This is a genomic window from Pseudosporangium ferrugineum (assembly GCF_003002065.1).
In the GTDB taxonomy this organism is placed as follows: Bacteria; Actinomycetota; Actinomycetes; order Mycobacteriales; family Micromonosporaceae; genus Actinoplanes; species Actinoplanes ferrugineus_A.
Map to the genome: position 1 here is coordinate 273,217 of NZ_PVZG01000009.1, position 21,727 is coordinate 294,943.

Sequence of the window (21,727 nt, forward strand, 5' to 3'; positions counted from 1 at the left end):
AAAAAGCTCTCTCCAAGGCACATCGAAAAACCCCGACGCCAGTTGGACGGGGGGTATGCCCCCAAGCTTAGTCCGCCACCCGGCGTCCCCGGTGTGACGGACCACTATCGGACAACATGTCCGACATAGCGGCAAACAGGCGGTCGAGACTGCCCGTTCGACGGTGGGGGCTGTTGTCTGGGGAGGCAATGTGCGGGTTCTTCTTCTGGTGTCCGCGTTCAACGGGCTCAGTCAGCGGGTGTGGTGTGCCCTGCGCGAGGCCGGCCACGACGTCGGCGTCCTGCTGGCGACCGGCCCGCAGAACATCATCGACGGGGTACGCGCCGCCCGGCCGGAGCTGATCCTCTGCCCGTTCCTCAAGGACCGCGTCCCCGCCCAGGTCTGGCAGCACGTCCGCACCGTGATCCTGCACCCCGGCCCGGTCGGCGACCGGGGGCCGTCGTCGCTCGACTGGGCCATCGCCGATGGCACCCCGACCTGGGGCGTCACGGCGCTGCAAGCGGTCGAGGAGATGGACGCCGGCCCGATCTGGGCCGCCCGGACGTTCCCCATGCCGGCCACTGTTCGCAAGTCCTCGCTCTACAACGGCCCGGTCGCCGACGCCGCGCTGGAGTGCGCCTTCGAGGTGCTGGCCAAGGCGGCCGACCCCGCCTTCGAGCCCACCCCGGCCACCGAGCTCACCGTCGAGGTGCAGGGTGCCCGGCCCCGGCCCGCGATGACCCAGGCCGACCGGGCCTTCGACTGGTCGGCGCCGGCCGAGCAGATCATCCGCCGGATCCGGGCCGCGGACGGGGCGCCGGGCGTCCGCACCGAGCTGGCCGGCCTGGAGGTCTTCGCCTACGACGCCCACGCCGGGCTGGCCCGGGGCGTACGGCCGGGGACGATCGTCGGACGCCGGCAGGGCGCGGTGCTGGTCGGCACCGGCGACGGCAGCGTCTGGCTGGGCCACCTGCGCGACGCGGCGGACCCCAGGCGGATCAAGCTGCCCGCCACCACCCTGCTCGGCAAGCGGCTGCGGGGCGTACCGCAGTCGCCGCTGGCCGCCGGCGTGGAGCCCGAGGCGCCGTCGTACCGGCAGATCCGGTACCGGCGTACCGGGCCGGTCGGCTGGCTGGCGTTCGACTTCTACAACGGCGCGATGTCCGCGGGCCACTGCCGCCGGCTGCTCGACGCGTTCCGCCACGCCGCCGCCCAGGACACCCGGGTGCTCGTGCTGCGCAGCGGCACCGACGCGTTCAGCAACGGCATCCACCTCAACGTGGTCGAGGCCGCCGCCGACCCGGCCGCCGCGGCGTGGGTCAACATCAACGCGATCAACGCCGTCTGCACCGAGCTGATCCGGTGCACCCGGCAGGTCGTCGTGGCGGCGTACGCGGGCAGCGCCGGAGCCGGCGGCGCCATGCTCGGCCTCGGCGCGGACGTCGTGGCGGCCCGCGAGGGCATCGTGCTCAACCCGTACTACGACATGGGCCTGTACGGCTCCGAGCTGCACACGTACACGCTGCCGCGGCGCGTCGGCCCGGAGACCGCCCAGCGGCTGATCGACGACAAGCTCCCGGTGAGCGCCCCGCGGGCCCGCGCGCTGGGGCTGGTCGACGAGCTGGGCCCGCGCCACCCCGAGGCGTACGCGGAGTGGCTGACCGAGCTCGCCCTGCGCCACGCGGACGCGCGCACCGCCCGCAGGACGCAGTCGGACAAGGCACGGCGGCTCGCCGGGGAGCGGATCCCGCTGGACGTGTACGAGGCGCGCGAGCTCGCCGAGATGAGCAGCGACATGTTCGGTGACCGCTCCGGCTTCGCGGCCGCCCGCCACGCGTTCGTCACCAAGGCGAAGCCCACGGCCACCCCCGCACGCCTGCTGCCGGCCGTTGCGCCGGACCGCGCGCGTCCGCGCCAGCTTCCCCGGACCCGCGGTGCCGCGGCGTCCGCCGAGGGCCAGCTTCGCGTGCGGTCCGCCGTACCCATGTCCGCCTGACAGTCCACACCGGACCCAGCGCAACCACCCCCGGCGACGCGGCACGGCGGTATTCCGCCGTGCTCGTCGCTTGCTGCGCGGCCCCTGCGAGAGGACACCATGACCGACGAGATACCCGCACCGCGTACGCCGGCCGATCCGGCGCTCGTGCGGGCGCTCAGCGCGCCCACGATGGTGCTGCCCGGACGGTACGAGTACAGCGGCTACAGCGTGCTGGCCGGCCCCGCCGAGGTCCCCGGCGACGGCCCGCAGCGGGTGCGGATGCGCCCGCTCGCCCGCCGCCGGCCGGTGCTGACCGTGCTCATCACGCTGTTCGCCTTCGCGTTCGAGAGCACGTTCTTCGCCTGGCTGCTCTCCTCGATCGAGGTGCCCGACCCCGGCATGCACCTGTGGCTGTACGCCGCCACCATCGCGATGATCGCGGCCACCGCGCTGATCGAGCTGTTCCGCCTCGTCAATGTGGTGACCCTGTGCCTGGCCACGCTGTGGGCGCGGGATCCGGTGCCGATGGTGCCGGACGCCGCCCTGCGGGTCGCGTTCCTCACCACGATCGTGCCGGGCAAGGAGCCGATCGAGATGGTCGAGCGCACCCTGCGCGCGGCGACGGCGATCCGGCACGCGGGGCCGTACGACGTGTGGCTGCTGGACGAGGGCGACGACGACGCGGTCAAGGCGATGTGCGAGCGGGCCGGCGTACGGCACTTCAGCCGCAAGGGCGTCGCGCGGTGGAACACGGAGGCCGGCGCGTACAAGGCGAAGACGAAGCACGGCAACTACAACTCGTGGGTCGACGCGCAGGGCAACAACTACGACGTCTTCGTCTCGGTGGACCCCGACCACGTGCCGATGCCGAACTTCTGCGAACGGCTGCTCGGCTACTTCCGCGACCCCGACGTCGCGTTCGTCGTCGGCCCGCAGATCTACGGCAACTACGACAACATCGTGACCCGCTGGGCCGAGTCGCAGCAGTACCTGTTCCATTCGCTGCTCCAGCGGGCGGGCAACCGGCTGGGCATCTCGATGCTGGTCGGCACCAACAACGCCGTACGCATCGCCGCGCTGCGCGCCATCGGCGGCCTCCAGGACTCCATCACCGAGGACATGGCGACGAGCCTGGTCGTGCACAGCGGACGCAACCCGGAGTCGGGTGAGCGCTGGCGCTCGGTCTACACGCCGGACGTGCTGGCGGTCGGCGAGGGGCCGTCGTCCTGGACCGACTACTTCACCCAGCAGCACCGGTGGTCGCGCGGCACCGACGAGGTCGTGCTCCGCTCCTTCGCGCGGTTCGCGTGGCGCCTCGGCTTCCGGCGCGGGCTGCACTACGCGCTGCTGATGTCGTACTACCCGCTGACCGCGCTGGCGTGGCTGCTGGGCGCCGGCAACGCGGTCTGCTACCTGGTGCTGGGCGCGAAGGGCGTCCAGGTGCCGCCGCAGGTGTGGCTGATGCTCTACGTCGACGCCGCGCTGTTCCAGGTCGGGCTCTACCTGTGGAACCGGCGGCACAACACCAGCCCGCACGAGGAGGCCGGGTCGTCCGGGCTGGCCGGCATGGTCATCTCGACGCTGTCCACGCCGATCTACGTGTCCTCGTACGTGGGCGCCCTGCTGCGCCGCAGCGCCGGCTTCGTGGTGACGCCCAAGGGCGACTCGGCCAGCCCGGACCGGCTGCTGACGTTCCAGCAGAGCCTGCGCTGGGCCGCCTTCTACGTCGCGCTGCTGATCGCCGCGCCGATCGGCGGCCACGTCGACGGCGCGATGTGGCTGTGGCCCGGCCTCAACCTCCTGGTCTGCCTGAGCCCCCCGGCGATCTGGGCCGGCCAGGAATTCCAGCGCCGCAGGGCGGCCCGGCGGCAGCCACCGCCCGCGCCGCCCGCCGTCAACAAGGAGACCGAAACACCCGTGGAGTCGTACGCATGAAGCCCCGTCCCCGCCCGTCGACGCCCCGCCGCCTGCTGAGCGCCGGCATCGCCCTGCTGGTGCTGAGCGCCATCGTGTTCGTGAACCGCCCCATGGTCGCCTTCGGCGCCGAGGCGTACCACGACTTCACCATCAACCGGCAGTCCTACAAGGAGAAGTACGGCCACTGGTCGCGGCTGCCGGTGCCGCACGGCTTCCGGGTCAACGCGATCCACGCCGCGCTGCTGAGCACCGGCAAGGTCCTGATCGTCGCCGGCAGCGGCAACAACCGGGACAACTTCGAGGCGGGCACCTTCCGCACGGTGCTGTACGACCCCGCGAAGGACTCGTTCTCGGAGGTGCCGACGCCGACCGACGTGTTCTGCGCCGGGCACACCTTCCTGCCCAGCGGCAACCTGCTGATCGCCGGCGGGACGAAGTCGTACGAGGTGCTGGAGAAGAACATCACCCACGCGGCCGGCGTCATGAAGATCAAGAACGAGTCGCCGGCCGGCGGCCCGCGGGAGTTCCCGAAGGGCACCACGCTGCTCGCCGCGGACGGCACCGCCTACCGCACGCGCGACAAGCTGACCGTGCCGCCCGCCAGGGCCATGAACCACGGCGGCACGGTGATGACCCACGCCGGCGAGGCCGAGGTCTGGGTGGACGCCGTCGAGGAGGGCGACGCGCCGGTCGTCGACCACCCGGCGCAGTACCGGGTCGCCGGGCTGACCGGCAAGGACAAGCAGAACGTGTACGGGCTGGCCGACAAGATCACCCGCGAGAAGCAGGAGTACGGCGGCGACAAGACGTCGTACGAGTTCGACCCGCGCACCGAGCGGTACATCCGCACCGGCGACATGGTCGAGCACCGGTGGTACCCGACGCTGGCCGAGCTGCCCGGCGGCGACGTGCTCGCCGTGTCCGGCCTGGACGAGTTCGGCCGGATGCTGCCCGGCGACAACGAGCGCTACGTCAAGGACCAGAAGCGCTGGGTGGACGCGCCCGAGCTGAAGCGGGTGTTCCCGACGTACCCGGCGCTGCACCTGCTGAAGGACGGGAAGCTGTTCTTCTCCGGCTCGAACGCGGGCTACGGCTCCGACACCGAGGGGCGCACCCCAGGGCTGTGGAACGTCAAGAACAACACCTTCCGCACGGTGCCCGGGCTGCCCGACCCGCGGATGACCGAGACGAGTTCCTCGGTGCTGCTGCCGCCGGCCCAGAACCAGCAGGTGATGATCTTCGGGGGCGGCGAGGTCGGCGAGTCCCCGGTCTCCACGGCCCGCACCGCGATCGCCGACCTCGACGAGCCGGCGCCCGCCTACCGGCGCGGGCCCGACCTGCCGAACCCGGCCCGCTACCTCAGCACCGTGCTGCTGCCCGACGACACCGTGCTGACCACCGGCGGCTCGTCCGGCTACCGCGGCGGCCGGTACGGCCGGAAGACCCGCAGCGACCTGTTCAACGCGCAGATCTACCGCCCGGCGACCGACCGGTTCGAGACCGCCGCCGAGTCCACGGTCGGGCGCAACTACCACTCCGAGGCGCTGCTGCTGCCCGACGGCCGGGTCATCACCCTCGGCTCCGATCCCCTGTACGACCCCAGCGGGCGCAACCCCGGCACGTTCGAGCAGCGGGTCGAGGTGTACTCCCCGCCGTACCTGTTCAAGGGCCGGCGTCCGGTGGCCGGCAAGGGTCCCGCCGCCGTGCAGCGCGGCACCACGTTCGCGATCGCCACGCGCGACGCCGGACGCATCCGGGCGGCCCGGCTGATGCGGCCCAGCGCGGTCACCCACGTGACCGACGTGGACCAGCGCTCGGTGGCGCTGGACATCAGCCCGGCTACCGGGGGGCTCGCGCTGTCCGTACCGAAGGCCCGGGGGTTGGTGCCGTCCGGCTGGTACATGCTCTTCCTCGTCGACGACAGGGGCGTGCCGTCGGTGGGCCGCTGGATCCAGGTGCGCTGATGTCCCGGCACGCCCGGCCGGCCCGTGCCCGGTGGCCCCTGGCGGCCACCGGGCTGGCGCTGGCCCTCGTCCTCACCGCCATCGTCGTGCTCTCGCTGCGCGGCGCGGACTGGCCGGTCGTCGCCGGTCCGCCCGCGGCGCGGACCTCGGCACCGCCGGGCCCGCCCGAGCTCTACGTCGACCCGAACGGGGCCGCCGCGGCGCAGGTGCGGGACTGGGAGGCGGAGGGCCGGCACGCCGACGCCGCGCTGGTGCGCCGGATCGCGGACCGCCCGGTGGCCACCTGGTTCGCCGACGACTCCCCCGGCTACGCCGACCGGGTCCGGCAGTTGGTCGCCGCGGCGTCGCAGACGGGCCGGCTCCCGGTGCTCACGCTCTACAACATCCCGGACCGGGACTGCTCGGGCCAGTCGGCGGGCGGCGCGGCCGACGCGGAGACCTACCGGCGATGGGTACGCGACATAGCCGCCTCCCTGCACGGCCACCGCGCCCTCATCGTGCTGGAGCCGGACGCGATCCCGCAGGCGGTCGAGGGCTGCCTCGACGACGAGGACACCGCCGAGCGGTACCGGCTGCTCGCCGAGGCGGTCGGCGCGCTGCGGGCGATCCCCGGCGTGCTCGTGTACCTCGACGCGGGCAACCCGACCTGGATCACCGAGCCGGGGCGGATGCTCTCGGCGCTGCGCCGGTCCGGCATCCGGCAGGCCACCGGGTTCTCGCTCAACGTGGCGAACTTCGAGACGACCGCCGACAACATCGCGTACGGGACCCGGCTGTCCGCACTGCTCGGCGGCGCGCACTTCGTCGTGGACACCAGCCGCAACGGCAACGGGCCGGCGCAGAAGGGCGCGGGGAATCAGCACTGGTGCAATCCGCCCGGCCGCGCGCTGGGCGAGCCGCCGACCCTGCGGACCGGGGTGCCGCTGGTGGACGCGTACCTGTGGGTGAAACGGCCGGGCGAGTCCGACGGCGCGTGCGGGGACGATGCTCCCCCGGCCGGCCTCTGGTGGGCCGCGTACGCCGTCGAACTCGCCCGGTGAGGGCTCAGTCCAGCCCGTGCACCGACGGCACCTCGAGGGTGCGGGCGTCGGGGGTGCCGCCCAGCCTGATCTCGCGCAGCGCGGTGTTGTTCGCCGTGCTGAGCTCGGTCAGCTTGTCGGCCGGGTTGGCCTTGACCTCGATGTAGTACGTGCCGTTCGGCAGATCGGTGATCTCGAAGGACTGGCCCGGCCGCTCCTGCGTGTACGTGTCACCGTTGCCGATGTCGAGCACCTCGCGCACCGCCACCGCGGTGTTCTGCCCGCAGGAGCTGGAGAGGTCGGTGTTGTCCGGCCGCCACTTGGCGCTCGGGATCGTGTAGTCGACCGCGTCCGTGTTGGCGAGGCAGAACGCCTCCTTGCCGCTGCGCACGGCCAGCTTCTGGTCCGAGCCGAGCAGGTTGTACTGCGCGAAGTCGGTGAAGTGCCAGTGCCGGTGACCCTCCCGGGCGTCCCACTCCATCGTGCCGGCCTCGACCGACCCGACCTCCTTGCCCTTGGCGTCGAAGAAGTACTGGTACGCGTCCATCAGCTCGGTGCCGGTCCGCCGGAAGCCGTCGACCAGCAGCGGCGACGTGCCGGCGTTCCACACGGTGGCGCCGAAGTTGACGAACCACTTCTCGTCCTCCTGCGACAGCGAGATGCCCCAGGCGGGCAGCGAGCGCAGGTCGGGACGCGGGCCCTTGGCGATCGACGAGGCCTTGACCGCCTTCGGCGCCTTGGCCGGCGGCCGGAAGCCGGGCTTGTACGCCGAGATCTGGAGCTTCGGGTCACCCTGGCCGGCGTGCTCGCCGTGCTCCGCGACGGCGGCCTGCTCGGAGGTGTCCTCGCCGGCCCGCGCGGCCTTGATGCGAGCCTCGGCGACCGCGGCGCCGCGCTTGTCGCGCTCGGCCGTGGTGACGGTGACGCCGACCGTGATCGCGGAGTCGTCCGCCGCGATCTTGAAGTAGTCCCGGTACCGCTGGTTCAGGGTGACCGTCGCCTTGTACTTGCCGTCGGGCAGGTCCAGCTCCTGGCGGCGGGGCATGCTGTCGACCTCGCCGTTCCAGCCGGCCTGGATGCCCCAGACCGCGCCGAGGGTGAACGGGTTGCCGCCGTTGCACCCCTGCGGGTACGGGGTCTCCGCCGGGGCGTCCCGCCGGGTCCGCGCCGAGTTGTACGAGTTCGGGCAGAAGTCGGTCTGGTAGTTCGCCACCTCCGTGCCGGCCTCGTTCGTGATCGAGACGGTGGTGAAGTCCTTGAGGCCGTACCAGTCGGTGACCATCCCGGCCGGCAGGCTCACCGCCTTGCGCTTGCCGTTCTTCACGACGTACTGCTGGGCGTCGATCGGGTCGGCGTACGACTTCCGGGTGGCCCGGATCTCGAACGGGTCCTTGCCCGCGATCACGTTGATGCCGAGATCGAGGTAGAGGTGCGCGCCCTCGTCCCACGTGTAGCGCTCCGCGATCACGTCGGGCGCGGCCGAGGTGAAGGCGAGCGGCGGCGGGTCAGCAGCCGCTGAGGCCACTCCGACACCCGCCCCCGCGAGTGCCACCGCTGCGGTAACCGCACCGGCAGTGAGCAACCGAGTCCTGCTTGTCATGCTTTTTCCTTCCGAGGGGGTTTGTGTCGCACAGGTAAACCGGAAAGGTGTGAAGCAGACGTAAGCCGCTATGAGACTTACCTCAAACCACGCAGCCAGGGCACCGCACCGATACGATCGCGGAAGTCGGGACAGCGCTGTCCTCCGCACGTGATGATGCAAAGGAGCGCCCCGGTGACAGACCAGCACGGCCAGCTCGACCCCGACGGCCCCGACGCCGCCCTGCGCGCGGACATCCGCCGCATCGGCACGCTGCTCGGCCAGACCCTCGCCCGGCAGGAGGGCAAGCCGCTCCTCGACCTGGTCGAGGAGGTCCGTGCGCTGGTCCGCGCGGACGCCCCCGCCGCCGCGGAGCGCCTCGCCGCGATGGACGTCACGACCGGCACCAAGCTGGCCCGGGCGTTCTCCACCTACTTCCACCTCGCGAACATCACCGAGCAGGTGCACCGCGCCCGCGACCTGCAGCGCCGCCGCGCCCGCGACGGCGGCTGGCTGGACCAGGCCGCCAAGCGGATCGCGGAGAAGGGCGTACCGGCCGACGAGATCGCCGCCGCCGCGCGCCGGCTCGCCGTCCGCCCGGTCTTCACCGCGCACCCCACCGAGGCCGCCCGCCGGTCGATCCTGTCCAAACTGCGCCAGCTGGCCGACTCGCTGGACGCCGAGGCCTCCGCCGCGGTGCTGTACGGCGCCTCCGACACCACCGCCTCGACCCGCCGCTTCGCCGAGCTGATCGACCTGCTCTGGCAGACCGACGAGCTGCGCCTGGACCGGCCGGACCCGACCGACGAGGCCCGCAACGCCGTCTACTACCTCAAGGACCTGTACGCCGAGGCCGCGCCCCAGGTCCTCGACGACCTCGCGGAGACGCTGCGCCAGCTCGGCGTGGAGACCGCACCGACCTCCCGGCCGCTGACCTTCGGCTCGTGGATCGGCGGCGACCGCGACGGCAACCCGTTCGTCACCCCGGCCGTCACCCGCGACGTGCTGATCATCCAGCACGAGCACGGCATCCAGGCCACCGAGGCGGCAATGGACGCCCTGATCGACGAGCTGTCGGTGTCCCGGCGGCTGCGCGGGGTGTCGCTGGACCTGTCCGCGAGCCTGGCCGCCGACCTCGACGCCCTTCCCGAGGTGGCGCCCCGGTTCCGCCGCGTGAACGCCGAGGAGCCCTACCGGCTCAAGGTGCGCTGCGTGAAGGCGAAACTGGCCAACACCCGGCAGCGGCTGCGGCAGGGCACCGCGCACGTGCCGGGCCGCGACTACCTGGGCAGCGACCAGCTCATCGGCGACCTCGAGCTCATCCGCGCGTCGCTGGCCCGCAACTCCGGGCAGCTGACCGCGGTGGGCACGGTCGCGTCGGCCATCCGTACGGTGTCCGCCTTCGGTCTGCAGCTCGCCACCCTCGACGTCCGCGAGCACGCGGAGAAGCACCACGAGGTGCTCGCCCAGATGTACACGCAGGTCGGCGAGGTGGACGACTACACCGCGCTGAGCCGCGAGGACCGCACCAAGGTGCTGGCCGCCGAGTTGACCGGTCGCCGGCCGCTGTCGTCGGCGGACACCCCGCTGACCGAGTCGGCCCGCAAGACCTTCGACGTCTTCAACACCATCCGCGAGGCGCAGGACCGCTTCGGCGCGGAGGTGGTGGAGTCGTACATCATCTCGATGACCCTGGGCGTCGACGACGTCCTGGCCGCCGCGGTGCTGGCGCGCGAGGCCGGCCTGGTCGACATCCACAGCGGGCGGGCGCGGATCGGCATCGTCCCGCTGCTGGAGACCCCGGCCGAGCTGGACGCGGGCGGCGAGCTGCTGGACGAGATGCTGTCCCTGCCGGCGTACCGGGAGATCGTCCGGGCCCGCGGCGACCTCCAGGAGGTCATGCTCGGCTACTCCGACAGCAACAAGGAAGCCGGCATCACCACCAGCCAGTGGTCGATCCACAAGGCCCAGCGGGCGCTGCGCGACGTGGCCGCCCGGCACGGCGTACGGCTCCGGCTGTTCCACGGCCGCGGCGGCACGGTCGGCCGGGGCGGCGGCCCCACCCACGAGGCGATCCTGGCCCAGCCGTACGGCACCCTCGACGGCGCGATCAAGGTGACCGAGCAGGGCGAGGTCATCTCCGACAAGTACACGCTGCCCGCCCTGGCGCGGGAGAACCTCGAGCTGACCGTGGCGGCGGTGCTCCAGGCCACCCTGCTGCACACCGAGCCGTCGGTGGAGCTCGAGTCGCTGAAGCGCTGGGACGCGGCGATGGACACCGCCTCGGCGGCGGCATACCGGCGCTACCGGGAGCTGGTGGAGAACCCGGACCTGCCGGCGTACTTCTGGGCGGCGACCCCCACCGAGCTGCTCGGCGCGCTGAACATCGGCTCCCGCCCGGCGAAGCGGCCCAACACGGACGCCGGCCTGGGCGGCCTGCGCGCCATCCCGTGGGTCTTCGGCTGGACCCAGACCCGGCAGATCGTGCCCGGCTGGTTCGGCGTCGGCACCGGCCTGGCCGCGGTCCGCGAGGCCGGCCAGGGCGAGGCGCTGCACGAGATGTTCGCCGACTGGCAGTTCTTCCGCACCTTCATCTCCAACGTGGAGATGATGCTGACGAAGACGGACCTGACCATCGCCCGGCGCTACGTCGAGACGCTGGTGCCGGCCGGCCTGCAGCCGATCTTCGCGACCATCGAGCAGGAGTACGAGAAGACGGTCCAGGAGATCCTCGCGATCACCGGCAGCGAGCAGTTGCTCTCCGCGCAGCCGGAGCTGTCCCGCACGCTCGGCGTCCGCGACACGTACCTGGAGCCGCTGCACCACCTCCAGGTCGCCCTGCTCCGGCAGTACCGCGACCTCGGCGACGGCGACCGCCAGCTGCCCACCGCGCCGGGTGCGCGCCGCGCGCCGTCGGACTCGACGGCCCTGGAGCGAGCGCTGCTGACCACGGTGAACGGCATCGCCGCCGGCATGCGCAACACCGGCTGACCCGCACGGACGAGCCGGGCCGGGCACCCCCGTGGTGCCCGGCCCGGCTCATTTCAGGTCGCCGGCGACGGCCGTGGCCCCGGCCAGCGTGGCGATGCCCTCCAGCCGGTAGGTCACCGTCCCGGTCGACCAGATCAGGGTAGGCGCGGCCAGCCGGCCCGTCGCGGTGCGTTCCTGGCCGGCGCGGTCGACGTACGTGACCGCGTGCGGGCCGGGCAGCCAGATCGCGGTGCTGCCGCCGACCTCGGTCCAGCGCGCCTCCCCGGAGGACTTCAGGAAGGCGGGCGACACGCTCCCGTCGAACTGATCGAAGCGCACGGCACCGCCGCGGAAGGTCATGGTCACGACCCGCGGCGCGCCGCCGGCATCCGGGTCGGCCAGCTCCACCCTGTCCGGTACGCCCAGAGCCGCCGGCACCACCACCGGGAACTGCGCGGCCGCCCGGGCCTGGGCGAGCGTGACCGGGCCCCGGGACGGCAGCGGGTCCGGCCGCGGCGGCAGCTCCCCGGGGCCGCCGGCGCGCACCTCGATGCCGACGATCCGCAGCACGCCGTCGACGGCGTCGACCACCGCGGCCCGCGCCGGGGACACGGCGATCACCGCGCCGGCGAGGGCCGCCACGGCGGCGGCGATCCAACGCTTCCGGTGCCGGATGCGGGCGGGGCGGGCTACGAGCCGGGCCCGGACCGCGGCGCGCCGGTCGGCGGGTTCGCCGGTGTCGAGCCAGGGTTCCAGGGCGCGGAGCTCGGCGATCAGGGCGTCGTCCTCAGGCACCGGCCACCTCCCCCAGCCGGTCGCGCAGCCGGGCCAGCGCCCGGGACGTCCGCGACTTCACCGTGCCCTTCGGGATGTCCAGCGCCTCCGCCGTCTCCGCCTCGGACAGGTCGAGGAAGTAGCGGCACACCAGCACCTCGCGCTCGCGGAAGTCGAGCAGGCGTACCTGGTCGACGAGCTGCCGGCGGCGTTCGACGGCCAGCGTCAGGTCGGCCGGATCCGGACTCAGCGGCTCGGCCTCCTCGCGGGCCGCGGCGCGCAGGGCCAGCCCGTCCCGGCGCTTGCGGGAGCGGTGCAGGTTGCGCGTCTCGTTGGCGACGGTGGAGAACAGCCACGGCCGGAAACCGGACTCGCCGCGATACCGCCCGAGCTGCCGGTACGCCTTCACGAACGCCTCCTGCACCACGTCGTCGGCGTCCACCCCGGCGCCGAGCAGCACCGCGAACCGGTGCGCGGGCGCGGTCCAGCGGGCGACCAGGACCTCGTACGCGTCCAGGTCACCGTCGCGGGCCCGCCCGGCGGCGGTCGCGTCATCGAGTTCGCCGACCCTGTTCAGCCTCGACACCTCCGCTGTGCCGACACCGCCCGGGGCGGATCGGTTCCCGGCCCGGGAACTTTTCCCCGCGCGGCGGTGTCGGCAGGTCATGACGACCCGGCGCACCTTCCTCATCATGGCGGGCTCGGCGGTAGCCGTGTCCGCCTGCGATCCCCCTCGCCGCCGCCCGGCGGTGGCCGTACCGGACGTGCTGGTCGCGGAGACCACCGAGGGCCTGGCGGTGCTCGACGGCACGCGGGTCCGGCCGCTCGGCAGGCTGGCGGCGGCCAGCCCGGACGGCAGGTTCCGGTACGCGGTCGAGGCGGACACCCTGGTCGGCCCGGCGGCGGCCGTACCGCTCGAGGCCGGCTGGGCACCTCAGGTGGTGTCCCCCGACGGCACCGCCTGCGTCCTGCGGCGGGGCGGCTCGCTCCTGGTCGCCCGCGGGGGCGGGCAGCGCCGGTACGACGCGCCGGAGACGGTCCAGCCGGACGCGTTCACCGCCGACAACACCGGCCTGTTCGTGCTGGAGTGGCTGCCGCCGGAGGACCCCGAGCGCTACCGGGTGCGGCTGATGGATCTGGCGACCGGCGCGCTCCGGCCGCTGCTGACCCGGGCGAAGGTGCCGGTGCCGGCGGGCGCCGAGGAGGAGATGCGCGGGCAGGGCCGCCAGGCGGTGCTCTCCCCCGACCGGCAGGTGCTCTACACGCTCTACACGCACCAGCCCGGCCACCGGCACACCCGCGACCTCGTCGCCGGCCGGCGGGGGAACGTGCACGCCTTCGTCCACGTGCTCCACCTCGAGCAGCGGTGGGCGTACTGCCTGGATCTCCCGCACCCGTTCGGCGAGGGGCCGGCCGAGTCGCACGCCATCGCCGTCGACCCCACCGGCGGGCGGCTCGGCGTGGTGGACGTGTCCTCGGGGTCGCTGGCATACGCCAGTACCGCCAACCTGACGGTCGAGCGGGTCGAATCCGTGCCGAACACGCAGGGCACCGCCGCGCTGGCCCTGGCGGCCGGCGGGCGCACGTACGCGGGCTCCGGCACCACCGTGACCGTCCTCGACGGCGGCGCCGTCACCCGCTGGACGACCGCGTCGCAGGTCCGGGGTCTGGCGCTGAACCGGGACGGGAGCCTGCTCTACCTGGGCGGCCCGGACGGCGTCACGTGGCTCGGCACGGCGTCCGGCGAGCAGCGCGACCGGGTGCGCGTCCCCGGGCTGACCGTCCTGCGCCACGTCGTCCCACGGGACTGACCTGCTGGGTTCCCGGAAGGTTACTGAGTCACCAATAAGTGCGCTCTTCCCAGCTCACGATCGCTCTCTTACGGTTTCTCAGTACCCACTGGAAACCGAGGAGAAGCAACCATGGCCATCACCCTGACGAACCCCGCCGGCCTGCCGGAGATCCCCGTGTACCGCCAGGTGGCGATCGCGTCCGGGACGCGGCTCGTCTTTCTCGCCGGGCAGGTCGCCTGGGACGCGGAGGGCACCAACGTGGGCGAGGGCGACCTCGTCGCGCAGGTGGAGCAGTGCTACCTCAACGTCGGCACCGCGCTGGCCGGCGCCGGGGCCACCTTCGACGACGTGGCGAAGCTGACCGCCTACGTCGTCGGCTGGACCCCCGACAAGATGCCCCTCCTCATGGACGGGATCGCCCGCGCGAGCGCCAAGCTCGGCACCACCCCGATGGCGCCGGCCACCCTGATCGGGGTCGCGGCGCTGGACGTACCCGAGCACCTGGTCGAGGTCGAGGCCGTCGCGGTGCTCGACTGAGCTCCGCCCTTCGATAGAGACGCGACTCAGGGGCGAGTCCGGGGCATCACCTGATCCGCGCAGGTGACAACTGTTCCTAGGCTGGCACCCGTGAGCCTCATCGAAACCCAAGGGTTGACCAAGACGTACGGCGGGCGGGTGACCGCCCTGCACGACCTCAGCGTCTCCGTCGAGCCCGGGATCATCGGCCTGGTCGGCGCGAACGGCGCCGGCAAGTCCACCCTCATCAAGATCCTGCTGGGCCTGATCCCGCCCTCGGGCGGGCAGGTCCGGGTCTTCGGCATCGACCCGACGGTCGACCCGGACCGGGTCCGGGCCAAGGTCGGGTACATGCCCGAGCACGACGCCCTGCCGCCGGACGTGTCCGCGGCCGAGTTCGTCACCCACCTCGGCCGGATCAGCGGCCTGCCGCGCACCGCCGCCCGCGAGCGCGCCTCCGAGGCGCTGCGGCACGTCGGGCTCTACGAGGAGCGCTACCGGCAGATCGGCGGCTACTCCACCGGCATGAAGCAGCGGGTCAAGCTGGCCCAGGCGCTCGTGCACGACCCCGACCTGCTGCTGCTCGACGAGCCGACCAACGGCCTCGACCCGGCCGGCCGCGACGCCATGCTCGCCCTGGTGCACCGCATCGGCACCGAGTTCGGCATCTCCGTGGTGGTCTGCTCGCACCTGCTCGGCGAGGTCGAGCGGATCTGCGACTCGCTGATCGCGATCGAGGGCGGCCGGCTGCTGCGCGCCGACCGGATCTCGGCGATGACCGAGGTCAGCGACGTGCTCGCGGTCGAGGTCTCCGAGGGTACGGAGGAACTGGCCGCCGCGCTCACCGGTCTGGGCCTGACTCCGCAGGTGGACGGGCGGCTGCTGCTCGTGCCGCTGGACCACGACGACACGTACGACCGGATCCTGCGCGCGGTCGCCGATCTCGACCTGCCGCTGCACCGTCTCGACCAGCGCCGCCACCGGGTGGCCGAGCTCTTCGCCCCGAGGGAGACCGCCGATGTCTGAGGCCAGCGTCATCCATGACATCGGGTACCAGCGCTACACCGGCCCGCGGCTGGGCCGGGGCGCGGTGTTCGGTGCGATCTTCGTGCACGGGCTGCGGGCCGCGTACGGTCTCGGCCGCTCGGCGAAGGCCAAGATCTTCCCGTGGCTGGTGGTCGGCATCGTCACCCTGGTCGCGGTGATCCTCGCCGCCGTCCGGTCCCAGACCGGCGTGGTGCCGCTCAACTACATCCAGTTCGCCGACGCGATGAGCTGGCTGATCATCTTCTTCGTGGCGATCGTCGCGCCCGAGCTGGTCTCCCGGGACCTGCGGGCCGGCGTCCTGCCGCTGTACTTCAGCCGCCCGCTGCGGGCCGCGGACTACATCGGCGCGAAGGTCGCCGCCATGGTGGCGGCCGTGTGGGGGCTGCTCGCCGTGCCCCAGCTCATCATGTTCCTCGGGGCGGCCTTCACCACCAAGAAGGGCATGTCCGACGTCTGGCACGAGCTCGGCGACCTGCTGCCCGGCTGGGGCTACAGCCTGCTGTGGGCGTTGCTGTTCACCGGCATCGGCCTGCTCATCGCCTCGCTCACCGGCAAGCGCGCGTTCGCGGCCGGCGGCATCGTCGCGGTGTTCCTGATGACCACCCCGGTGGTCGGCGTGCTGTCCATCCTGCCGTCCACCGACGCGCAGGAGATGGCCGGCCTGGCCAGCCCGATGACCCTGGTCAGCGGCGTGGGCCAGTGGCTGGTGCCGTCCGCGAACACCGGCCTCATGATCGGCAACTTCGGTCCGGTGTACGCCATCGAGGCGGCCACCCTGATCGCGGCCTGCCTGCTGCTCCTACTCGCCCGCTACCGGAGGGTGGCCGCGCTGTGACCACGGTGGACCTGCAGAACGTCTCGCGCTGGTACGGCAACGTCGTCGCCGTCAACGACATCAGCATGACCCTGGACCCCGGGGTGACCGGCCTGCTCGGCCCGAACGGGGCGGGCAAGACCACGGTCCTGCACATGATGGCGGGCTTCCTCGCGCCGTCCCGGGGCACGGTGACCGTCGACGGCACGCCCACCTGGCGCAACCCGGCGGTCTACCGGCAGCTCGGCCTGGTCGCCGAGCGCGAGGCGGTGCACGGCTTCCTGACCGCCCGCGAGTTCGTGCACGCGTCGGCGAAGATGCAGAAGCTGCCCGACCCGAAGGCGGCCACCGAGTGGGCGCTGAACATGGTCGAGATGGCACCGGCCGCGGACCGCCGCATCGAGACGTACTCGAAGGGCATGCGCCAGCGCACCCGGGTCGCGGCGGCGCTCGTGCACAACCCGCAGGTGCTGCTGCTCGACGAGCCGTTCAACGGCATGGACCCGCGGCAGCGCATGCACATGATGGGGCTGCTGCACGAGCTCGGCGACCGCGGCCACACGATCCTGTTCAGCTCGCACATCCTCGAGGAGGTCGAGCAGGTCTCCGGCACGGTCCAGGTGATCGTGGCGGGCCGGCTCGCGGCGTCCGGCGACTACCGCAAGATCCGCCGGTTGATGACGAACCGCCCGCACGTCTTCGCGGTGCAGTCGTCCGACGACCGCCGCCTGGCCGTCGCGCTGATCGGCGAGAAGTCGGTCACCGGCGTGGAGATCGAGGCCACCGGGATGACCGTACGGGCCGGCGACTACGGCAGCTTCACCCGCGCGCTGCCGCGGATCGCCCTGGACCAGGGCATCCGCCTGCGCAAGCTGATCCCGTCCGACGAATCCCTGGAGAGCGTCTTCTCCTACCTGCTGGAGGCCTGACATGTCGACGGTCGCGTGGATCACCGCCCGGGGCCTCTTCGGCCGCCGGCGGGCGCTTCTCCTGCTGCCCCTGCCGCTGCTGCTGGTCGGCCTGGCGGGGCTGTGCCGGGCGTACGACGTCAGGCCCTCGGACTGGGGCACCCCGGTGCTGGTGGGGCTCGGTCTCGCGGTGCTGCTGCCGGTGGTGTCCCTGATCGTGGGCACCGGCGTGCTCGGCTCCGAGGTGGACGACGGCACGATCGTGCACATCCTGACGAAGCCGCTGCCCCGCCGGGACATCATCCTGGCGAAGCTCGGCGTGGCGGTCGGCGTGAGCGCCGTGACGGCGGCGGTCCCGCTGTTCCTGGCGGGCTGGCTGGCCGACTCGGTGGGGCTCGGCCTCGCCCTCGCGGTGGCCTCGGTCGTCGGCGCGTTCGCGTACTCGTCGCTGTTCCTGCTGCTCAGCCTGCTGACCCGGCGGCCGGTCCTGCTCGGCCTGGTCTACATCCTGGTGTGGGAGGGCCTGCTGGGCCGCTTCGTGAGCGGCACCCGGGTGCTCTCCATCGAGCAGTACGTCATCACCATCGCCGACAAGATCACCCCGACGGCGCTGCTGGAGTCCAAGGTCTCCCTGCCGGTCGCGGTGGTGATGGGCGGCATCTTCGTGGTGGGCTGCGCGATCTACTCGGTCGACCGGCTGCGCTCCTTCTCGATGGCCGGCGAGACGAGCTGACCGCCGCGGGTGCCCGGGCCGCTCCGGCCCGGGCACCCGGCCCTCACGTTCCCAGCCAGCGGAGCAGCCCCTCGACGAGGGCTCGGCTCGCTCCCGCGAGCACCGCCCCGACGGCCGTCTCGGCCAGCGATCGCCGTCCCGCCGAGCCTTCAGCGCGCTCGCGTCGCCTGCGGACCATCCCATTTCCTCCCCGGATCGCCTGGCCGGCCGCTGTCCGGCCGGTGATGCCAGGGTGCGGGCCGCCGGGCCGGTCCGGCAGCGGCTCCGGACCGGTCCGAACCGTCGACGCCGTCAGGCTCGGCCGTCGGCCCGGGTCCGGAGGCGGTCCGGCGCGGTCCGGCGGGGGTTCGGCACGCGGCTGCGAGCCCCCAGGGCCGCCGCCGGCTCGCTGAAGACCGCTCCTCCGAGGGCCGCTTCTTCGAAGGCCGCTTCTTCGACAGCCGCGGGCCGCTCGGCGCCGGGTTCGAGGCCGAGGCGGTCGTCCAGCGGGTGCCGCACGCCGTTGCGGAGGAGATCGACGGCGCGGTCGTGCAGGCCCTCCTCCCGCAGCAGGCGGTACAGCCCGTGGCGGGCGTACGGATCCCCCGCCGTGATGGCCGCGTACCACTCGTGCTGGGCCTCCCGGACCCGCCCGGTGCGGTGCAGCAGCTGGGCGAGCTCCCGGCGGGCCGGCGGCTTGCCCTCGCGGACGGCCTCGCGCCACAGCTCGGTCGCGCCCTCGATGTCGCCCTGGGCGACGAGCAGATCGGCCAGCGCCCGGCGCGCACCCAGCACCCCGGCCGCCAGGGCGTCCCGCCACACCCGGGCCGCCTCCTCGTCGCGGCCGAGCTCGCCGAGCAGGTCGCTCAGCGCCCGCCTGGCCCCCGGGATCCCGGCGTCGAGCGCCTCCCGCCAGACCTCCAGCGCCTCCTCGCCGCGCTCCCGCCCCACCAGCAGCTCGGCGGACCGCCGCCAGGCCAGCACGTCCCCGGCCCGGGCGGCCGCGCGCAGGTATCCCAGCGCCTCGTCCACCGCGCCGTCCTCGACGAGGAGGTTCACCAGGCCGGTCACGGCCTCGGCGCGCTCCTCCGCGTCGCGCTTCATGATCTCGATGGCCTCGCCGCGGCGGCCGAGGCTGCACAGGATCTGCACGAGGTTCAGCTGCGCGCTCACCTCGCCGGCGGCATACCCGGCGCGCCAGACCTCCACCGCGTCCTCGTCGCGGCCCTGCCGCCGCAGCAGCTCGGCCATCCGGGACCGGGCGCCGGTGTTGCCGGCGCCGGCCGCGAGCCGCCACACCCGCTCGACCGCCTCCGCCGGGAGCACGTCCGGGTCCAGCCCGGCCGGCCATTCCACCGAGATCCGCGCCCCGGCCCGGACGGCCTCCTCGGCGATCTCCAGGGCCTCGCCGTAGCGCTTCGCCTCCTGGTGCAGGCGGCACAGCCGGCTCCAGGCGAACGGGTCGCCGGCCGCCACCGCCGCACGGCACTCGGCGATCACCTCCGCCTCCCGGCCCGTACGCCGGAGCAACTCCTCCAGGGCCTGCCCGGCACCGGGCAGCCGGCGCGTGCGTCCCCACCGGAGGATCCGTTCGAGGGCCGCGTCGTCCTCCAGCGCCTCCAGCAGGGAGATCACCGTCGCCCACGACTCGGCGTCGGGGCGGCGGCGCAGCGCACGCGTCCAGAGCTCCACGGCCTCCGCCTCGCGCCCGTGGTGGATCAGGTACGCGGCGAGCTGATGCCGGCAGTTGAACTCGCCCGCCGCCGCCCCCTCCTCCAGCACCCGGACCGCCTCGGCGGTGCGGTCCAGGCCGTCGAGCAGCCCGACCAGGGTCTCCCGGGACTGCCAGTTGCCCCGCGCGATCGACTCCTCCAGCACGGCGACCGCGGCGTCCGGGTCGCCCAGTTCCCGCAGGATCCGGGCGCGGCGGCTCGGGGCGTCGGGCCGGTCCGAGGCCGCGCCCCAGGCCCGCGCCGCGTCCTCCAGCCTCCCGGCCGCCGCGGACTCCTCGGCGAGCTGCGACCACGCCGCCGAGGTGAGGTCGCCGGGATGCTCAGCGGCCTCGGCCCAGGCGTCGTCCAGCCGGCCGGCCCGCAGCAGCAGCCCGACCAGCGGTTCTGCGGCCGTACCGGGCTCCACCGCGGCCTCGCGCCAGACCGCCTCGGCGTCGGCGATCCGGCCCTCGCCCTCCAGCAGGGCCGCCAGGCGCTCCCGGGCGTGCGGGAGGCCGCGGGCGGCGCCCAGCCGCCAGGCCTCCTCGATCGCGTCGCCGCGCCCCTGCTCGGAGAGGAGGCTGATCAGGGTGTAGAGCGCCGCGGCGGAGCCGGCCCGCACCGCGGCGCGGAAGAAGTCGCCGGCCGTCCGCGGCATCGCCCGGTCGTACGCGGCGCAGCCCACCGCGAGCAGTTCCCGCCGGTCGGCCGCGTGCGCGAGGCAGGCCCGCCAGAGGCTCGGCGGCAGCACCTGGCCGGCGCGCGTCCGCAGGGCGTGGTGCTGCAGATAGTCGGCCACCCGGTAGCCGTCGACGCGGCCCATCTCCCGGCCCACCGGACCCAGCGGCGAGGTGGCACCGTGCACGCGGGTGGTTGCGTACGCGAGGGACGCCGCGAACCAGTCGGGGGGTGCGTCGCCCCGCAGCGGCCGCGACAGGTAACCCGGCACGGCGTCGGCGAGCAGCGCGGCGGACGGCTCGGCGACGCCCAGGCGGCGGGCGTCGATCGCGGCGGTGATGAGGGCGTGCGCGTACGGCGAGGGCGCGTTCTGCCACCGGCGCACCAGCTCGGGGCCGGCCGCGAGGGTCTGGATGAGGCCGGCGTCCGAGTCCAGGGCGATGGCGATCCGCGGGTCGACGGCCGCCTTCTCCCGCGCCCGCGCGGTCTCGGCGCCGGACAGCCGCGGCCCGATGTCGACGACGTGGGCGTGCCGGAGCAGCTCCCGCTCGCGCTTGTACGGATCGCCGTCGGGCGTCCGCGGATCGGCGAAGGCGACATAGGTCAGGTAGTGCTCCGGCCACAGCGTGCCGATCAGCACGGTCCGGCGCCCGGCCGAGGTGAGCCGCCGGACCAGCGGGGCGTCCAGCCCGTCCGCGATGAAGCCGTGGATCTCGTCCAGCCACACCACGGTGTCGGCCGGCGGCTCCCCGGCGATCCGGTCGAGGTCCGCGAGGGAGCCGGGCTGCACCAGCGTCCAGTCGGGCAGCTCGCCGCGCGCCGCCTCGTACGCCGACCGGGTCTTGCCGACCGACGAGGCGCCGACGAGCAGGATGAAGCCGCCGGCCCGCAGCGCGGCCCGCAGCTGCGGGTCGGCGTCCCGGCTCACGTACGCCGGCAGCGCACCGGGCGCGCCGTCCACCTCGATGGCCGCGTGCACGCCCAGGTCGCGCGGGTTGCGCAGGGCGACCGCCTCCGGCCCGGGCCCGGCGGGGCGCCCGGCCACCCGTTCCCGGGCCGCCAGCCACGGCCCGAGGCTCGCCCGGTCGACGCCGCACGCGAGCAGCAGCGCGGTCAGCGTCTCGCGGGTCGGCACCGACTTGCCGGTGAAGGCGTCGCTGATGGTGCTCTTGGGCAGCCGCGCCGGCCGGCGGATGCGGTCGTACGTGAGGCCCCGGCTCTTCTTGAGCGCGACGAGCGCCCGGCGAAGATCATCCGGCGTCCGGACCTCCCCGGGCGGTGGACCGTCCGGAGCGCTCATCCGATCATCCCTGTTCGGGCCGGTTGCGGCGGGGTGGCGCGAGGCTCCCGTCAGGATAGTCCCCCGC

16 protein-coding genes are annotated in these 21,727 nt (G+C 73.5%); 11 read left to right on the forward strand and 5 right to left on the reverse strand.

The annotated features are described in order from the left end of the window. The first annotated feature begins 190 nt into the window (after nucleotides 1–190). The 4 genes from CLV70_RS20730 (at nucleotide 191) to CLV70_RS20745 (ending at nucleotide 6,878) form a co-directional block, all read left to right on the forward strand. Nucleotides 191–1,975 carry a hydrogenase maturation protein gene (locus CLV70_RS20730; RefSeq protein WP_106128177.1) on the forward strand — a complete coding sequence of 595 codons (1,785 nt, stop codon included), beginning with the start codon at nucleotides 191–193 and terminating at the stop codon, nucleotides 1,973–1,975. Between the two features lie 99 nt (nucleotides 1,976–2,074). Then, a complete protein-coding gene (locus CLV70_RS20735; protein ID WP_245908351.1) occupies nucleotides 2,075–3,892 on the forward strand; it encodes a glycosyltransferase family 2 protein in 1,818 nt (605 codons plus the stop codon). Further along, nucleotides 3,889–5,838, forward strand: coding sequence for a radical copper oxidase GlxA (gene glxA / locus CLV70_RS20740; RefSeq protein ID WP_106128178.1), 1,950 nt, complete (start codon nucleotides 3,889–3,891; stop codon nucleotides 5,836–5,838). The genes CLV70_RS20735 and glxA overlap by 4 nt, the downstream gene beginning before the upstream one ends. After that, nucleotides 5,838–6,878: a glycoside hydrolase family 6 protein gene (locus CLV70_RS20745; protein ID WP_106128179.1), complete on the forward strand. Its 1,041-nt coding sequence runs from the start codon at nucleotides 5,838–5,840 to the stop codon at nucleotides 6,876–6,878. The genes glxA and CLV70_RS20745 overlap by 1 nt, the downstream gene beginning before the upstream one ends. Before the next feature lie 4 nt (nucleotides 6,879–6,882). Here CLV70_RS20745 and CLV70_RS20750 read toward each other — a convergent pair whose 3' ends face one another. After that, on the reverse strand, nucleotides 6,883–8,382 hold the full coding sequence (locus tag CLV70_RS20750) for a lysyl oxidase family protein (protein WP_106128180.1): 1,500 nt from the start codon (nucleotides 8,380–8,382) through the stop codon (nucleotides 6,883–6,885). A gap of 249 nt (nucleotides 8,383–8,631) precedes the next feature. Between CLV70_RS20750 and ppc the strand changes: the two genes are divergently transcribed. After that, entirely contained in the window at nucleotides 8,632–11,427 is a 2,796-nt protein-coding gene (gene ppc / locus CLV70_RS20755) for a phosphoenolpyruvate carboxylase (protein WP_106128181.1), read from the forward strand. A 48-nt stretch (nucleotides 11,428–11,475) separates the two neighbouring features. Here the strand turns inward: ppc and CLV70_RS20760 are convergent, their stop codons facing one another. Together CLV70_RS20760 and CLV70_RS20765 are read right to left on the reverse strand one after the other, a co-directional pair. Next, a complete protein-coding gene (locus CLV70_RS20760) occupies nucleotides 11,476–12,201 on the reverse strand; it encodes a hypothetical protein (RefSeq protein WP_106128182.1) in 726 nt (241 codons plus the stop codon). After that, on the reverse strand, nucleotides 12,194–12,766 hold the full coding sequence (locus CLV70_RS20765) for an RNA polymerase sigma factor (RefSeq protein WP_245908352.1): 573 nt from the start codon (nucleotides 12,764–12,766) through the stop codon (nucleotides 12,194–12,196). Before CLV70_RS20765 ends, CLV70_RS20760 begins: the two co-directional genes overlap by 8 nt. Before the next feature lie 79 nt (nucleotides 12,767–12,845). Here CLV70_RS20765 and CLV70_RS20770 point away from each other — a divergent pair, with 79 nt between their 5' ends. The 6 genes from CLV70_RS20770 to CLV70_RS20795 all read left to right on the forward strand — a co-directional run bounded on the left by CLV70_RS20770 (nucleotide 12,846) and on the right by CLV70_RS20795 (nucleotide 17,991). Then, on the forward strand, nucleotides 12,846–13,991 hold the full coding sequence (locus CLV70_RS20770) for a hypothetical protein (protein ID WP_106128183.1): 1,146 nt from the start codon (nucleotides 12,846–12,848) through the stop codon (nucleotides 13,989–13,991). Between the two features lie 111 nt (nucleotides 13,992–14,102). Continuing rightward, nucleotides 14,103–14,510, forward strand: coding sequence for a RidA family protein (locus CLV70_RS20775; RefSeq protein ID WP_106128184.1), 408 nt, complete (start codon nucleotides 14,103–14,105; stop codon nucleotides 14,508–14,510). A gap of 90 nt (nucleotides 14,511–14,600) precedes the next feature. Further along, complete coding sequence (locus CLV70_RS20780) at nucleotides 14,601–15,515, forward strand: ABC transporter ATP-binding protein (protein WP_106128185.1); 915 nt, start codon at nucleotides 14,601–14,603, stop codon at nucleotides 15,513–15,515. Beyond that, on the forward strand, nucleotides 15,508–16,371 hold the full coding sequence (locus tag CLV70_RS20785; protein ID WP_106128186.1) for an ABC transporter permease: 864 nt from the start codon (nucleotides 15,508–15,510) through the stop codon (nucleotides 16,369–16,371). The genes CLV70_RS20780 and CLV70_RS20785 overlap by 8 nt, the downstream gene beginning before the upstream one ends. Next, nucleotides 16,368–17,279: an ABC transporter ATP-binding protein gene (locus tag CLV70_RS20790; protein WP_211303824.1), complete on the forward strand. Its 912-nt coding sequence runs from the start codon at nucleotides 16,368–16,370 to the stop codon at nucleotides 17,277–17,279. Before CLV70_RS20785 ends, CLV70_RS20790 begins: the two co-directional genes overlap by 4 nt. Before the next feature lies 1 nt (nucleotide 17,280). After that, nucleotides 17,281–17,991 carry an ABC transporter permease gene (locus tag CLV70_RS20795; RefSeq protein WP_106128187.1) on the forward strand — a complete coding sequence of 237 codons (711 nt, stop codon included), beginning with the start codon at nucleotides 17,281–17,283 and terminating at the stop codon, nucleotides 17,989–17,991. 43 nt (nucleotides 17,992–18,034) lie between these two features. Here the strand turns inward: CLV70_RS20795 and CLV70_RS41755 are convergent, their stop codons facing one another. Both CLV70_RS41755 and CLV70_RS20800 read right to left on the reverse strand, forming a co-directional pair. Then, nucleotides 18,035–18,169 carry a hypothetical protein gene (locus CLV70_RS41755; RefSeq protein ID WP_281260477.1) on the reverse strand — a complete coding sequence of 45 codons (135 nt, stop codon included), beginning with the start codon at nucleotides 18,167–18,169 and terminating at the stop codon, nucleotides 18,035–18,037. A gap of 113 nt (nucleotides 18,170–18,282) precedes the next feature. Then, on the reverse strand, nucleotides 18,283–21,660 hold the full coding sequence (locus CLV70_RS20800) for a tetratricopeptide repeat protein (RefSeq protein ID WP_106128188.1): 3,378 nt from the start codon (nucleotides 21,658–21,660) through the stop codon (nucleotides 18,283–18,285). Nucleotides 21,661–21,727: the final 67 nt, after the last annotated feature.